13 protein-coding genes and 1 CRISPR repeat array (1 of these 14 only partly in view) are annotated in these 15020 nt (G+C 55.2%); of the genes, 7 read left to right on the top strand and 6 right to left on the bottom strand.

The genetic code is table 11. The annotated features are described in order from the left end of the window. Positions 1 to 134 precede the first annotated feature (134 nt). Entirely contained in the window at positions 135 to 1223 is a 1089-nt protein-coding gene (locus AC2TF6_RS21565; protein WP_326054391.1) for a Gfo/Idh/MocA family protein, read from the top strand. 456 nt (positions 1224 to 1679) lie between these two features. Here the strand turns inward: AC2TF6_RS21565 and cydS are convergent, their stop codons facing one another. The 6 genes from cydS to AC2TF6_RS21535 form a co-directional block, all read right to left on the bottom strand. Further along, positions 1680 to 1814: a cytochrome bd oxidase small subunit CydS family protein gene (cydS, locus tag AC2TF6_RS21560; RefSeq protein WP_491308433.1), complete on the bottom strand. Its 135-nt coding sequence runs from the start codon at positions 1812 to 1814 to the stop codon at positions 1680 to 1682. 7 nt (positions 1815 to 1821) lie between these two features. After that, positions 1822 to 2847: a cytochrome d ubiquinol oxidase subunit II gene (locus tag AC2TF6_RS21555; RefSeq protein WP_491308432.1), complete on the bottom strand. Its 1026-nt coding sequence runs from the start codon at positions 2845 to 2847 to the stop codon at positions 1822 to 1824. Next, positions 2844 to 4199, bottom strand: a complete 1356-nt coding sequence (locus AC2TF6_RS21550) for a cytochrome ubiquinol oxidase subunit I (protein WP_491308431.1) — start codon at positions 4197 to 4199, stop codon at positions 2844 to 2846. The genes AC2TF6_RS21555 and AC2TF6_RS21550 overlap by 4 nt, the downstream gene beginning before the upstream one ends. Positions 4200 to 4567: 368 nt before the next feature. Then, positions 4568 to 5422: a hypothetical protein gene (locus AC2TF6_RS21545; RefSeq protein WP_491308430.1), complete on the bottom strand. Its 855-nt coding sequence runs from the start codon at positions 5420 to 5422 to the stop codon at positions 4568 to 4570. A 28-nt stretch (positions 5423 to 5450) separates the two neighbouring features. Further along, positions 5451 to 6977, bottom strand: coding sequence for a sensor histidine kinase (locus tag AC2TF6_RS21540; protein ID WP_491308429.1), 1527 nt, complete (start codon positions 6975 to 6977; stop codon positions 5451 to 5453). Then, complete coding sequence (locus tag AC2TF6_RS21535) at positions 6974 to 7660, bottom strand: response regulator transcription factor (protein WP_491308428.1); 687 nt, start codon at positions 7658 to 7660, stop codon at positions 6974 to 6976. The genes AC2TF6_RS21540 and AC2TF6_RS21535 overlap by 4 nt, the downstream gene beginning before the upstream one ends. Before the next feature lie 345 nt (positions 7661 to 8005). Here AC2TF6_RS21535 and AC2TF6_RS21530 point away from each other — a divergent pair, with 345 nt between their 5' ends. The 6 genes from AC2TF6_RS21530 to AC2TF6_RS21505 all read left to right on the top strand — a co-directional run bounded on the left by AC2TF6_RS21530 (position 8006) and on the right by AC2TF6_RS21505 (position 14266). After that, positions 8006 to 10369: a glycosyltransferase family 39 protein gene (locus tag AC2TF6_RS21530; RefSeq protein ID WP_491308427.1), complete on the top strand. Its 2364-nt coding sequence runs from the start codon at positions 8006 to 8008 to the stop codon at positions 10367 to 10369. After that, complete coding sequence (locus tag AC2TF6_RS21525) at positions 10366 to 11346, top strand: glycosyltransferase family 2 protein (RefSeq protein ID WP_491308426.1); 981 nt, start codon at positions 10366 to 10368, stop codon at positions 11344 to 11346. The genes AC2TF6_RS21530 and AC2TF6_RS21525 overlap by 4 nt, the downstream gene beginning before the upstream one ends. Continuing rightward, the gene (locus tag AC2TF6_RS21520) at positions 11339 to 11809 is read left to right on the top strand and encodes a GtrA family protein (protein ID WP_491308425.1); all 471 of its coding nucleotides are present in this window, start codon (positions 11339 to 11341) and stop codon (positions 11807 to 11809) included. Before AC2TF6_RS21525 ends, AC2TF6_RS21520 begins: the two co-directional genes overlap by 8 nt. After that, positions 11806 to 12717, top strand: a complete 912-nt coding sequence (gene galU / locus AC2TF6_RS21515; protein WP_491308424.1) for a UTP--glucose-1-phosphate uridylyltransferase GalU — start codon at positions 11806 to 11808, stop codon at positions 12715 to 12717. The genes AC2TF6_RS21520 and galU overlap by 4 nt, the downstream gene beginning before the upstream one ends. 105 nt (positions 12718 to 12822) lie before the next feature. Then, positions 12823 to 13803, top strand: a complete 981-nt coding sequence (locus AC2TF6_RS21510) for a DUF4405 domain-containing protein (RefSeq protein ID WP_491308423.1) — start codon at positions 12823 to 12825, stop codon at positions 13801 to 13803. Positions 13804 to 13843: 40 nt separating this feature from the next. Next, the gene (locus tag AC2TF6_RS21505; protein ID WP_491308422.1) at positions 13844 to 14266 is read left to right on the top strand and encodes a hypothetical protein; all 423 of its coding nucleotides are present in this window, start codon (positions 13844 to 13846) and stop codon (positions 14264 to 14266) included. Positions 14267 to 14832: 566 nt separating this feature from the next. Continuing rightward, a CRISPR array of direct repeats spans positions 14833 to 15020; the repeat unit is 32 nt (it continues 259 nt past the right edge of the window).

The following is a 15020-nucleotide window of genomic DNA, read 5'->3' as shown; positions in this document are numbered from 1 at the left end:
TTCTATACTTTATTGTAGTACGATCGAGCAGGCAGGGGAAGCCGCTAAATTTTAGAACGCGCGTACATTTTGCCGCCATCCTGTCTGATTGTTAGTTACATACCCATGTTTACCCATTTGAAGGAGGAACTGCAATGTCACAAAAGTACCGGATCGGAATTATCGGATGCGGAGGGATTGCAAACGGCAAACACCTGCCGAGTCTGGCGAAACTGCCTAACGTTGAATTGGTCGCATTCTGCGATATTGTCATCGAACGGGCGGAAAAAGCCAAGGAACAATACGGTTCTGGCGATGCTTGCGTTTACCAAGATTACCGTGAACTGCTGAAAGATTCCTCCCTTGATATAGTTCATGTCTGCACACCGAACGATTCTCACGCGGACATTACCATCGATGCACTGGAAGCCGGCAAACACGTCATGTGTGAAAAGCCGATGGCCAAAACGTCCGTGGACGCCCGCCGCATGGTGGACGCCGCCAAACGGACCGGCAAGAAACTGACGATCGGATATAACAACCGTTTCCGCTCCGATTCCCAGTATTTAAAAAAGCTTTGCGAAGACGGCGAGCTTGGGGAAGTTTACTTCGCCAAAGCGCACGCTATCCGCCGCCGGGCCGTTCCGACTTGGGGCGTGTTCCTGGATGAAGAAAAGCAGGGCGGAGGCCCGCTGATCGATATCGGGACTCACGCGCTCGACCTGACGTTGTGGATGATGGACAACTACAAACCGAAGGTTGTGCTCGGAACCTCGTACCACAAGCTGTCTCACCGGGCGAACGCGGCGAATGCTTGGGGCCCTTGGGACCCGGCGAAGTTCACGGTTGAAGATTCGGCTTTCGGCATGATCACGATGGAAAACGGCGCGACTATCATTCTTGAATCGAGCTGGGCGCTCAACACCCTTGAAGTCGACGAAGCGAAATGTACGCTGAGCGGAACCGAGGGCGGAGCCGACATGAAGGACGGCCTGCGCATTAACGGCGAGAAAAACAGCCGCCTGTACACGCAGAATATCGAGCTTTCCAGCGGCGGCGTAGCCTTCTACGAGGGTGCCTCCGAGAACGCGCCCGATCTGGAGATGCGCATGTGGATCGACGCGATCGAAAACGACAAAGATCCGGTAGTCACGCCGGAACAGGCGCTTGTCGTATCGGAGATTCTCGAAGCCATCTACGAATCGGCGAAAACCGGCAAAGCGGTTTACCTGAACGAAGAGTAGGAATAGCCCCGCAGTCTGCTTAAAACAAAAAAGTCCGCCTCGTTTACGGGGCGGTTTTTTTCTTAAGGGGTCCAACAAAAATAAGCTCGTTTCCATTAGCGGAGAACGGGCTTTTTTGCCGTCTGGAAGGAAGGGGGCATGCACAATCAAACAAGAGAGAGTGGGACAGAGGAAACGGGGTGTCACATTCATGGGGTCCGCACGAGGGTTACTTATTCTTCCTTCTCGTCGGCTGCATCGTCTTCAAACGGTTCGCGATCTTCTTCGTAGTACATATAGTCGGCACCTCCTTCCGGTAATCTATTCTTACATACTAGTTTATGATCGTTTTCTGCAAATTATCACCATGTAAGCGGCAGGTAAAATAAAAAAGGCGATTCTCTTACGGGAATCGCCTTTCTTTTCGCGAGTGATAAGAAGGGTATGGCTGATCGGCACGGTTAGAGCAGAGAAGGTTCAGCGCATACGCTGCGGACGATCGCCTTCCGGCTCGTTCGTGACATCTTTGGCGCGGGGTGCCCATAGAAACAAGAAGAGCAGCGAGACCGCAACGACAATGGGAGGAGCATACATGATCATAAAATGTTCCACGGCGTCTTCATCCTTTCTTATCCCGGTTTCCTTGAACATAGCTGGCATCAAACAGGAACAGTCTCATCAGCAGAACAAGCGAAGGAATGAGGATCAGCAGGCCGGCGATAAAAGCGGTAATAAGCGCCGTGCCCATGGCGGGATTGGTGAAATTTTCATGAATCGTGATGTACGGATACAGAATGTAAGGCAGATGGGAGGCCCCGTACCCGAAAAAGGCAAAGGCGAACTGGAGCAGGACAAAGGTGAAGCCGAGGCCCAAATGTCTTTTTTTCCAGACGGCGTAGACAGCAATCAGGAAGCAGAGGAACGAGACGACGAACATCCAGGCGAGATCGAGCATTTTTGTGAAATGTTCGGGGTTATGCCGGGAGATCGCGAAAAAGACGAGTACGCTGGCCAGAATGGTCGGAACGCTCCAGAAAAGCGCATACCCGCGTACGATTTCAAAAGCGGCCTTGTCCTTCGCCTTGTGCGCATAGTAGGCCAGGAACATGGCGGAGATGTACAGCACGCTGACGATAGCGAGCAGCACGACCGACCAGGTATAGACGCTGCCCAGGAGAGCGCTCCAGTCCAGCGTGATTTGGCCGGCGGTTTCCACGATCAGGCCGCCTTCCGAAATGGCCAGCACGGTCGATAAAGCGGCGGGGATCAGCAGCCCGGTAGCTCCGTAGATCAGCATGTACCACTGGTTGTCTTTGGACCCGTACGTGCTGAACGCGTAGTAGGAACCCCGCAGAGCGAGAAGAATGAGCGCCAGGGACCCCGGGACGAGCAGTGCCGTGCCGTAATAGCGGGCGGTTTCCGGAAAGAATCCGACCAGGCCGATGTAGAAGAAGACAAGAAACACATTGGTGACTTCCCAGACGGGAGAAAGATAGCGCTCGATGATGCGGTGCGTGATATTTTTGCTGCCCGTAACGACGGAATAGTAGCTGAAAAAACCGGCTCCGAAGTCAATGGAAGCCACGATCAGGTAGCCGAACAGAAACACCCACAGCACGGTAATGCCGAGCAGTTCCAGATTCATTCGAGGGGCCCCCTTTTCTCGAAAACGCCGAATGCGATCAATTCATCCGCAACGTCGTTGTTTTTGAACAGCTTGGACAGCACTTTTATCGCGGTCAGCCCCAGGACGAGATACAGCAGACAGAACAGGAGCAGCATCATGTCCACATGGGCCGACGTCGTGGCGGCTTCGGCCACTTTCATGTAGCCGCGGAGAATCCACGGCTGCCGGCCTACCTCGGCATAGAACCAGCCGAGCCAGATGCCGAGCATGGAAAGCGGTCCGCAGGCGACGATCACCCGGAGCAGCCAGCGCGGAGCCGGCTTCGAGGCGCGTTTGCTGCGGCTGAGCCACAGATAGAGGGCCGCGATCACGATGGTGAACATCCCGATGGTGACCATGCCGTCGAAGAAGTAGTGCACATAGAGCGGAGGCTCCAGCTCATCGGGAATCTGATCCAGCCCTTTGACTTCAAAGCCGGGATTGCTGCCGGCGAGGATGCTCAGGGCGTACGGGATTTTCAGCCCGTATTTGATTTCTTTGTCCTCTGTCAAAATTCCGCCGAACACCAGCGGAGCTTTGGTCTGCGTCTCGAAATGCCATTCGGCCGCAGCCAGCTTCTCGGGCTGATAAGCCGCGAGGAACTTGCCCGAGAGGTCGCCGATCGCTGCCGTTGCCAGCGCGAACACAAGGCCTGCGGATAGCGTAAGCTTGAGCGCCTTCTTGGCGTAAAGCCGGTCTCCTTTGCGGCGCAGCAGCGAGAAGGCCGCTATGGCCGCGAGAATGAACGCGCACGTCATGTAAGCCGAAGCGAGGACGTGGGAAACTTTCGTAGGCGTCGCCGGGTTGAACATGGCCGCAATCGGGTCCACGTTCGTGATTTTGCCGTTTTCAAGCGTAAAGCCCTGCGGCGTGTTCATAAACGCGTTCACGGTCGTAATGAAAAAGGCCGAGGCGGAAGACCCGATGGCGACCGGGATGAGCAGCATCAGATGCCGCTTCGGTTTGAACCGGTCCCAGGTATACAAATAAATGCCGAGGAAAATCGCTTCGACGAAGAACGCGAACGTCTCCATAAACAGCGGCAGCGCGATGGCCTGCCCGGCGATTTCCATAAAGCTCGGCCACAGCAGGCTCAGCTGTAGACCGATAGCCGTTCCGGTCACGACGCCGATGGCGACGGTGATGACGAAGCCGCGCGCCCAGCGGCGGGCCAGCAGTGTGTAGTACCGGTCGTTCTTGCGGATGCCCGTCCATTCGGCCAGAGCGATCATCACCGGAACGCCGACACCGATAGTGGCGAAAATAATGTGGAACGCGAGCGTGACTTCGGTGAGTATGCGGCTGTACAGTACAGGATCATAATGAAACATGGTGCACCAACTCCCCCTGGAATGTTCTTGTTTCGGGTACATGCAGGCTCAGGCAAATAATCTGCGCAGAAAGGAAAGCAGCATAACGGCGGCCACGACGAACATGAGAATCATCAGCCGTTTCTCCTGACGTTTAAACGGTTTCATGCTTTCACCGCCCCGGGAAAATGATTGTAAAACGACGAGATCTTGGATTACTCAAACCAAATCCTTCTATTGTTATCTTACACACTTAGCTGTGATTATTTTCACAATATCTGTGAGTAAACAGTGAAGAATGGTTGACAAAATATTGACGGATGACGAAAAGAAGAAACACCGTCCGGAAGCACGGGAAACGTGCGTCTGAACGGTGCTTCTTTTTGCAGCTATTCCTGCTCTTTCTGGATTTTAGCGGGATTGTTGATTTTGTAAGGCACGGGGTAGCGCGTCAGCTTCTTGGCCACGATCTTGGCTTCGAACGTGATCGTATCGCCGACTTCGAGCTCCAGCTTTTTCAGTGTCGCGCTGTGGCTGGACCAGGCGGTGCCGATATCCGTTTCCGGCTCCACAATGGTCACATTTTCGTAAATGATGACCTCATCGTCGTTATCGGAAAAGTGATTGGGAACCGTCGTGAAATCCTGTACCTTAGCGGTCATCTTCACTTTTCCTTCCGGAAGCTGAAGCTTGGGCGCTTTTTCTTTCTTGGCCTTCGCCTTAGGCGCATCGATGGCTTCGGATGCGGCGTCGGGCTTGTCCCGATCGGCGGAAACGGCGGCTTGCCCAGGCTCTGCCTCCGTCTGTGACGTCAGCGCCGGCTCTGCGGCAGCCTGCTTCTGCGGGATGGCGGCTGACGTAGTCTCAGCGGCCGCATCTGCCGGAACTTCACCTGCAGGCTCCGCATTCCCGGCAGCATCGTTTCCTTCCGAAGCATCGGCTTCGGTGTCGTTTTCGCTGGAGGACCACTGCCTCTGCCCGTAGTTCGCCGCCTGCATTTCCTTCAAATAGGAAGGATGGATGCTGTGCTGCTGCTCGTTGTCAAATTCGATGACAGCCGTCATTCTGTCGGTGTACCCGACGATGGTGCAGGGAACGTTCAAGCCGTTTCCCTTATAAAAAAAGGCTTTGGTTTTGGTTGCCTTACCGGACAGCAGGCCCCATTCCTTGCATTGTTCAATCTGTTCCGCCTCGTCTTCGAAGGCGTGGTAGATACCGGGCTGAATCGTAAACGCGTATACCATCGCTTCTCCGCCTTTCTGTTTATCCCGTTTATTTTAACACTTTTCCGCCGTTATTTTCACCGGTTTCAGGGAAGGTGAGCACGAACGTCGAACCGGCGCCTTCCCGGCTCCGGACGGAGATCGTACCGCCGTGGGCTTCGACGATCGACTTCGTGATCGACAGCCCGAGTCCGGCTCCGCCATGTTTGCGGGTTCTGGAGGAATCGCTGCGGTAAAAGCGCTCGAACACATGTGCCGCGTGTTCTTCGGGGATGCCCGGACCGTTATCTTTGACCTTCAGAGCGATTCCGTCCCTGTCCGCGGATAAAATGACCGTGATGACGCCGGTTTCCGGGTCGGTATGCTGGACCGCGTTATGAAACAGATTCAGGATCACCTGTTTCATTTTGTCCGGGTCGAAGGTTCCGCGTACGCCTGCGGTCAGGTCGATATGAACCATGCGGGTACCCGCCAGCATCCGGAGATGGGGCTCCATCTCCAGAAGAAGCCGGTCCAGCCGCGTGTCCGTCAGCTGAAGCTGGGGAGCGCGGTCGAGCTTGGCCAGCGTAAGCAGGTCCTCGACCAGCTTCTTGATGCGGGTCGATTCGCCGTGCATGCTCGTCAAAGCGGCATAGAGCTGCTTCGGATTGTCCGCCGCCCCGCGGAGCAGCACTTCGAGAAAGCCGTGGATCGAAGTCAGCGGCGTGCGCAGCTCGTGGGAGGCGTCGGCGATGAAGCGCCGCATCTGTTCTTTCGCATCGCGTTCCGCGATGAAAGAAGTCTCCAGGCGCTGGAGCATGCCGTTGAACGATTTCGCGAGGGAGTCGATCTCCAGTTGGCCCTGCGTCTCGGGAAATCGTTCGTTCAGGTTGCCGGCGTCGGTCTGTTCGACGGCCTCGACCATTTTGTTCAGCGGCTGGAGCGTACGTCGGAGCACGGGAATATTCAGCGCGAGGCCGCCCGCCAGGGCAAGCACGATGAGTGCCCCGTAAATCCAAAGCTGCTGGAGCACGACGGCCTGGAGTTGGGCCGTGCCCGTCCCCATCTGGATAATACCGCCGAAGCTGCCCGACCGTTCCGCCGGCCGGAAGACGACGAGCTGCTCGGTTCCCGCGGCATCCTGCACGATTTTATAGGAAACGGGCCGCCGGGGAGCCATCTCTTCTCGGACGGCGGTGTATTCCTCGGCCGGGAGCTGCGGGGAGATCATCCCGCTTTCTTTCGTCAAATCCGTGAAGGTTCCGTCGGGAGCGATATACGCAAGAGACGTATCCGGAAGGAACAGCACCGGACCTCGCGGGCGCTCCGATCCCGGCTGGACCTCTTCGTTTTTGCCGCGTCTTTCCGGAAGGAGGGACGAGTGGTCCAGCAGGTCGCGGGGCAGTCCGTTCAGCTGAATGAACATCGTTTCGGCCCGGTTGCGGTACAGGAAATTTTTCATCCATATAGATTGAAGAGCGCCGACCAGGACAAGAAGCGCGGCCAAAATATAGAGCGACCGCGACAACAGCTGGAACTGAAGGGAGCGGGGGGCCAGCAGGCGCGCGGCGCGGGTCAGAGGCCGGCCTTGTTTCATGACCAGTCGAGCCGGTATCCGGCTCCCCGGAGCGTACGGATCAACCGGTGCTCCTTGTCTCCCAGCTTGTCCCTCAGAGAGCGGATATACACTTCCACGATGTTTTCTTCCCCGCCGAAGTCATACCCCCACACCTTGTCCAAAATCTTCGTCTTGCTGAGCACGATGCCGTGGTTAACGATGAGAAACTTCAAAAGCTCGTATTCCGTCGGCGAAAGCTCCAACGATCTCTCTCCGAAAATAATTTCCTTCCTCGGGTCGTCGATCCGGAAAGGGCCGATGGCGATTTCCCGGAAAACGCCGGGAAACTGGTTACGCAGCCTGGCCTCGATCCGGGCCAGAAGCTCCTCGAAGCTGAACGGCTTCACGAGGTAATCGTCTGCGCCTATGGTCAGTCCCTTGACGCGGTCCTCGACCTCGTCCTTGGCGGTCAGCATGATGACGGCGATATTGCTGCCGTTCTTCTTCAGCAGACGGCACACTTCGAAGCCGTCCATGCCGGGCATCATGACGTCCAGAACCACGACATGCGGCTGAAATTCCCGGACCAGGTTAATGGCGCTCATGCCGTCCGGGGCCGTTTTAATTTCAAAGCCTTCATTGACAAGGCCGAATTCGAGAAATTGCAAAATGTGCGGCTCGTCATCGACAAGCAGGATACGGATGTCTTTACCATTTTTCATGCGGGATCACCTCTCGGGTCTTCTTTCTATTAGCTATACACGGATTATCCGTCACGAAACTGAATGGAATCTGAACGCAGCCTGAGCTTCCGCTTAATCATGGGGGCACCCGCCGGACTTTCAGCAAACATTCAGCCAGCCTTCAAGAAGGGTTCAGGCACAGCCCGCACAATACAAGCATGTCAGGTGACTAGTCGGCCGCGTTGTAAGAGGCTTCTGGCAGATCATTTGGCTGGCGCAGGCCGGCAATGGGGCAGGGCGCCTTTATTTCTTTCTCGATGGTAACGTTTTTGCCGGGGGATGTAAAATTCATTTTCGCAATAGACAATTAAGGAGTGGAGAACCATGATAAGCACCAAACGATTCCGGGTCGATCTTCCGTTAGTTTTCATTTTACTGCTCGGCGTCTTTCTGAACACCTACAACATTTGGCTCGATACATACGCCAATACGTACTATACGACGGCCGTAGCGAGTATGCTGCAAAACTTCCACAATTTTTTCTTCGGTTCCCTCGATTCGGCGGGTTCCGTAACCGTCGACAAACCGCCGGTAACATTCTGGATTCAAACGGTGAGCGCCTATATCTTCGGCCTTCACGGCTGGAGCGTCATTCTGCCTCAGGCCCTTGCGGGCGTCGGGTCGATCCTGCTGATCTACCTGCTCGTTAAACCTTCCTTCGGAACGGCGGCGGCTAGGATAGCGGCCCTCGTTATGGCGTGTACACCGGTTGCGGTTGCGGTCAGCCGGACCAACAACATTGATAGTATGCTTGTTTTTACCCTTCTTCTCGGCACCTGGTTTCTGTTCAGAGCCATTAAACGAAACAGCGTCTTCAGTCTGTTTGGCGCATTTGCTCTTATCGGACTCGGTTTTAATATGAAAATGCTTCAGGCTTATATGATTTTGCCTGCCTTTGTTCTCTTCTACTTATTCGCGTTTAAAAGCACCTGGAAAAAGAAAGCCGGCGTACTGTCCGGCGCAATCGCCCTTATGCTGGTGATTTCCGTCTCCTGGGCGGTCATCGTGGATTCCATTCCGGCAAGTGAGCGGCCTTACATCGGCAGCAGCGAAACCAATTCCGTCCTGGAGCTGGCTTTCGGTTACAACGGCGTTTCGCGTTTGACGGGCAATCAGGGCGGCGGTCCGGGCGGTGGCGGTGACCGCGGCGGTATGCCGATGGGAGAGCGCCGTGCGGCTGACGATGGCGCCAACGCCGGCGGCGGCATGACGCCGGGGGCTGCGGACTCGGACAGCGGCAGCGCCGGAACAACCGGCGGCCAGAGTGCCGCGGGAAGCGCCCCGCTGCCGGGCGGCAGCGCGGCTGTGCCGGATGGAGCCGACGGCGGCGGAATGCCTGGCGCACCGGGCGCTCCAGGCGCAGACGGCCAAGGCCAGCCGCCCGGATTCGGCGGAGGCCCGGGAGGCGGCAGCGGCGGCATGTTCGGCACGGGCGAGAAAGGCCCGCTGCGCCTGTTCCAGTCGGCGCTGTCCGGCCAGGCGAGCTGGATGATTCCTTTCGCGGCCCTGGCATCCGTCGCCTTGCTCGCCGGCCTGCGCCGGAACAACTTCACCCGGAAGCATAAAGAGAGCCTGTTCTGGCTCGCCTGGCTTCTGCCGGGGATGGCTTTCTTCAGTGTGGCGGGCTTCTTCCACCACTACTATCTGATCATGCTGGCGCCTCCTATCGCCGGGCTTGCAGGTGCGGGCTGGTCCGAGCTGTGGAGCGCGTACCGCGGCAAATCGGGGTGGCTCTCCTGGCTGCTTCCGGCAGCTGTGGCGGCGACGGCGGCATTTCAAGTGTTTATTATGGCGCCTTACAACGGTACAATCGGCAGCGGTTGGACCTATGGCGTCGGCCTGACTGGCGCGGCGGCGGCGATTCTGCTTATTGCCCTGAAATTCAGGACAACTCGCTTCTCTTATGCGGCAGCCGTTGCGGGGCTTCTCGTTCTGCTCATCGGACCGGCCTATTGGGCGGCGACCCCGATTACTTACGGACTCAATAGCATGATTCCGCAGGCGGGACCTTCCGGCGGCAATGACCGCGGCGCGATGGGTCAAGGGCCGGGCGGAGGCATGATGCCCGGCGGCGGTAGCCGCGATGGGGCAGGCTTCGGCTCGCAGAACGGTGACGGCGGAAGTCGGGGCACGGACCCGGGAGCTCCGGAAGCCGGCAAAACAGACGGCCCGGACGCTTCGGCAGGAGGCACCGGCAGCGAAACGGACCGCAGCGCCGGAGGCTGGGGAGCCCCCGGTGCAATGGAAGGCGGCATGGGAGGCCGAAGCGTAAACGAAGCGCTTCTCGCTTACATGAAGGCCCGCATCGGCGGCACGACGTACTTATTCGCAACATCCGACTATAATACAGCGGCGCCTTACATCATCGACAAAGGGGAAAAAGTGATCACGCTCGGGGGATTCTCGGGCAATGATCCGGTCTATACGACCGCCGAACTGGAGGACATGGTGAAAAGCGGAAAATTAAAATATTTCCTTATCTCCGAAGGCGGAGGAGGACGCGGAGGCAATGCGGAGCTGGCTCAATGGCTCGCGCAGCACGGCAAGAAAATTTCGTCCGAAGAATGGCAGTCCGGGTCTACTCAGACACAAACCGGCACCAGTGCGGCAAACGGCGATGACTGGGGCCGCGGCGGAAGCATGACTCTGTATGAAGTAACCATAGAGGGTGGAGGGGACGCGTCATGACGCAGAAGGTAAGGTATTCGATTATCATTCCGATGTATAACGAGGAAGCGGTCATTCAGGAAACGTACAGACGCCTGAAAGTGGTGATGAGCGGAACCTCCGAAACCTACGAGCTGATTTTTATCAATGACGGGAGCAGAGACCGGAGCGCTGAAATCATCAAGGAGTACGGTACCTGGGACGAAACGGTGAAGCTGATCGATTTTTCCCGCAATTTCGGTCACCAGATCGCGATTACGGCCGGCATGGATTACGCTTCCGGCGATGCGGTCATCATTATCGACGCCGATTTGCAGGACCCGCCGGAGCTGATTTTGCAGATGATCGAGAAGTGGAAGGAAGGCTATGAAGTCATCTATGCGAAACGGGTGAAGCGGAGCGGGGAAACCTTATTCAAGAAATGGTCGGCCAGCCTGTTTTACCGCGTGCTCCAGGCGTCGACAGACATCAATATACCCGTGGATACGGGAGATTTCCGGCTCATGGACCGCAAAGTTTGCGACGAGATGAAGAAGCTTCCCGAAAACAACCGCTTTGTCCGCGGGCTGGTCAGCTGGGTAGGTTTCCGTCAGACGGCGATCGAGTATGAGCGGGACGAACGCCTTGCGGGAGAGACGAAGTATCCGCTGAAGAGGATGATCAAGCTCAGCTTGGACGGCATTACGTCATTCTCTTACAAGCCTCTGAAGCTGGCCGGATACCTTGGGGTTCTGCTTTCGGGTTCGGGATTTCTCTACCTTCTCTATGTGGTATACCTCGCCCTGTTTACGGACGCGACGTTAAAGGGCTGGCCGTCGGTTGTCAGCATCCTGCTCATTTTTAACGGATTTGTGCTGCTTATGCTGGGCATTCTGGGCGAATATATCGGCCGTATCTACGATGAAACGAAAGGAAGACCGCTTTATATCGTTAGGGAATGCCACGGTCTCCATAAGCAAGAAGGGCCGATGCCCAAGAGGCTGGCCGGTTATGAGTAACTCTAGGAACCTTAGTAACCAGGGCGGACTGAGCAGTCCGGATAGATTAGGCAGCCGGGGTAACCGTCTGATGCCGCTCGTGAAGTTCGGGCTGGTCGGTCTGCTGAACACCGGTGTCGATTTCGCGGCCTTCCTGCTCTTAACGGCAGCGGGCGTGCCCTATTTGACGGCACAGGTTATCGCTTGCCTGATCGGGGTGCTGAACAGCTATCTTCTCAACCGGAGCTGGACTTTCCGCAGCCGGACGGGGCGGAGCACCCGGGAAATCGCAAGATTTTTCCTGATCAATCTGATTTCGCTTGCCGTATCGACGGTTCTGCTCCAGTGGGCGCACAGCGGGCTGGGCTGGCCGCTCGTAACCGGCAAACTGGCGGCAACATTTGCCAGCTCATGGATCAACTATGCGGGGAGCCGATACTGGGTTTTCCGCTCACCAACACCTACAGGGAGTGAAAAGTCATGACGATCAAAAAAGCGGTTATCCCGGCAGCGGGGCTGGGTACGCGTTTTCTGCCCGCGACCAAAGCACAGCCCAAGGAAATGCTGCCGATTGTCGATAAACCGGCCATCCAATATATCGTGGAAGAAGCGGTCCAGTCCGGGATCGAAAGCATTATCATCGTAACCGGGCGCAACAAGAAGTCTATCGAGGATCACTTCGACCGGTCGGTTGAACTTGAGCAGACTTTAAGCGAGAAAGGCAAAATGAAGCTGCTGAAAGAAGTGCAGGCGATCAGCGAGATGGCGAAGATTCATTTTATCCGCCAGAAGGAGCCGCTCGGACTCGGACATGCCATTCTGTGCGCGAAACAGTTTATCGGCAGCGAGCCTTTCGCCGTCCTGCTCGGGGACGATATCATGGTCTCTGACCCGCCCGCACTCCGGCAGATGATCCACCTCTATGAGGAGACGGGCCGACAGGTGATCGGGGTCAAACCCGTACCGGACTCCGAGGTGGACAAATACGGCATCATCGACTCGGCCGGAGGGAGGAACCGGATTCACCGCGTAGCGGGTCTGGTGGAGAAGCCGTCTCTCGGCAGCGCTCCCTCCAATGTGGCCGTCATGGGCCGGTACATTCTGGAGCCGACGATCTTCCCGATTCTGGAAACGATCGAGAGAGGAGCCGGGGGCGAATACCAGCTGACGGATGCGCTGCATGAAATCGCCAAACGAGAGGAACTGCTGGCTCTGGAACTGGCCGGGAACCGCTACGATATCGGGGATAAGCTCGGTTATCTCAAGGCGGTGCTGGAAATCGGGCTGAAACGGGAGGAGCTTGCTTCACAGCTTCTTCCCTACCTGAAAAATCTCGTGTACCAGCAGGAAGCCGAGGCTTGGAAGCTCCAACGCGAGCGGCTGAGGGCGTAGGAAGGTCCGGCAGGGAGATATTTTGACGACCATCTGACGGCCATCTATAGAGATATACGACAATAAAAAAGGTTAGAAAAGTAGCGGGTGCGGGAGACATGAACCATGAAAAAAATAACCTTCATAAAATTAACGCTCGATAGCGTCATGGGGCTTACGCTGGTCTTATTGTTTAATAAGAGAGTTTTAGGCGGACTGACGTTTCACGAGTTAGCGGGGCTGGCGATTTCATTCGCTTTTCTGACCCATATTTTACTGAACCTGCAGTGGGTGAAGAAAGTAACCCTGCGCATCATGGACCGTAACTTGCCGGGAAAAACGCGCTTCGGCTATCTGCTCAATGTTCTGCTGCTTGTCACGATGACCTTCATCATCGTAAGCGGCATTCTGATATCCGAAGTCGTATTCCGGGGAATACACCTCGGCGAGGAACACTGGTTCAAAATGGCGCATATCAGCATTTCTTACCTCGTGCTGGTTCTGATCGGCGTCCACGTGGGGATGCACTGGCAGTGGGTCATCCAGGTGACGGGCAGGATATTTCCCGAGAGATTTCGGGGAAAAGCAGGGGCTGCGGCGGCTAAAATCGCGGCTGCAGCCATTGTTGCATTCGGCGTCTATGAAATGTACACGACGAATTACTTGACCCGCCTGGAAGGAGTCGGAAGCGTGCTCGGCATCACGGCCGCATCTTCTCCGGCGATGCAGGAGGGCGGCGGCCGGCAGCGGCCGCAGAGCACGTCCGTCGGTGGGGACAATCAGCCGCCCGACGGCTTTGACGGGGAGAGGCAGCTCTCCTCCACCGGGGCTGGTTCGGGAACCGCCAGCGAATCGTCCGGCGAGGGACGGGGCTCCGGCGTGCAAGAGCGCGGGGCGCCTCAAGGCGGAGGCGGTCCGGGCGGCTTTCACCTCGGAGAAGGAAGAGGGGGCGGAAGCTTCGCAAGCCCGAATCCGCTGGGAGTCATCGCCGTTTATTCGGCCATGATGGGCGTATTCGTCGCCGTAACGTATTACGCGGAGAAGCGGGGCAGGAGAAGGAAGCACGCGGGCAGCGGAACGGCGCAATCTAAGCCGAAAGTGGTATGAACAGATATAGGACCGGAAGTCTTGAGGGGTAACCTTCGGGATGGCCGGTCTTTTTTGTTTTTCTTCTAAATTTAGACAAAACGAATCCGATTCAAGATTGGTTAAGTTGAGAGAGGCAGCCTCTAAAACAATGATGCAGTCCATCGAGATGGTTGGAGTACTGGATTTGACGGTTTTGAGCGATCCCAAGTTAGCTAACTATGGACAGATGCGGGATTACTCTGAAAATTTCTCCTATGAATTTGCAAGCGGAAACGTATATGGAATTATCGGCGAATGCAGAGCGGGAGGCTGGGCGCTTTTGTGTTTTTTAACAGGGAAGAAGAGAGATCAGAACGGGACTTTATTTCTTAAAAATGTTCTTGCTACGGACTCGTCTGTACTTGCCGAATACGGTTGTTATGTTGGTGAGGGTGTTATCTCAAAAAATATTTGGACGGAGGACAGTACGTCAGCAAATTGAACAGGGTTTAAAACGAAATAACCAAATGAATTAGACCCTGAATAATATTGCTGATTATTCTGTAGATATTTTTTTGAAAAGGAGAATGTTTAAATTTGGAAAACGACTGTATTATTATGAAATGCACTCTAGCAGACTAGCAGAAATTTCGGAGTTCTGCTAAGGAGATAATAAAAAGTGTCGAAGCTATGTGTAATTACAGTCAGCTTGGCTGGAATTCCGTTTTTAATGCTTTGTTGACGATGTATAATTTGCTATGCTAATAATAAAGAAAATTGAAGCTATGAATCCAGAACACGAATGCTTGAGATTTTATCGACTAGACAATTGGTATAAATCATGTCAGAACTCATCGACCTTAAGAGACCGCTTGTTCTTGAAGTTCAGTTATTTTCTAGTGCGAATAGGAAGCGAACATAAAATACTAGGGGGATTCGCACCAAATTTTATCCATGAAATTCACCCTAATTCATAAAATGGTAATTTTTATTCGGAATAAAAGTTTTAGATTGTACGTTATTTTTGTTAGCAAGATGTAATATTACATATAATGGATGAAAAACGGAGTCGCACCCTGTATGGGTGCGTGGATTGCAATTTTTCTTGTCATGGGATACACCGGAAAAGAAGCAGCCGTCGCACCCTGTATGGGTGCGTGGATTGCAATACCTCTTGACTCAGCCTCAACGTCAGCCCTGGAGTCGCACCCTGTATGGGTGCGTGGATTGCAATAAAGTTACCGCCTTTGTAATAC

The organism is Paenibacillus sp. JNUCC 35 (assembly GCF_058269095.1).
This window is presented reverse-complemented; position numbering and strand designations above follow the sequence as displayed.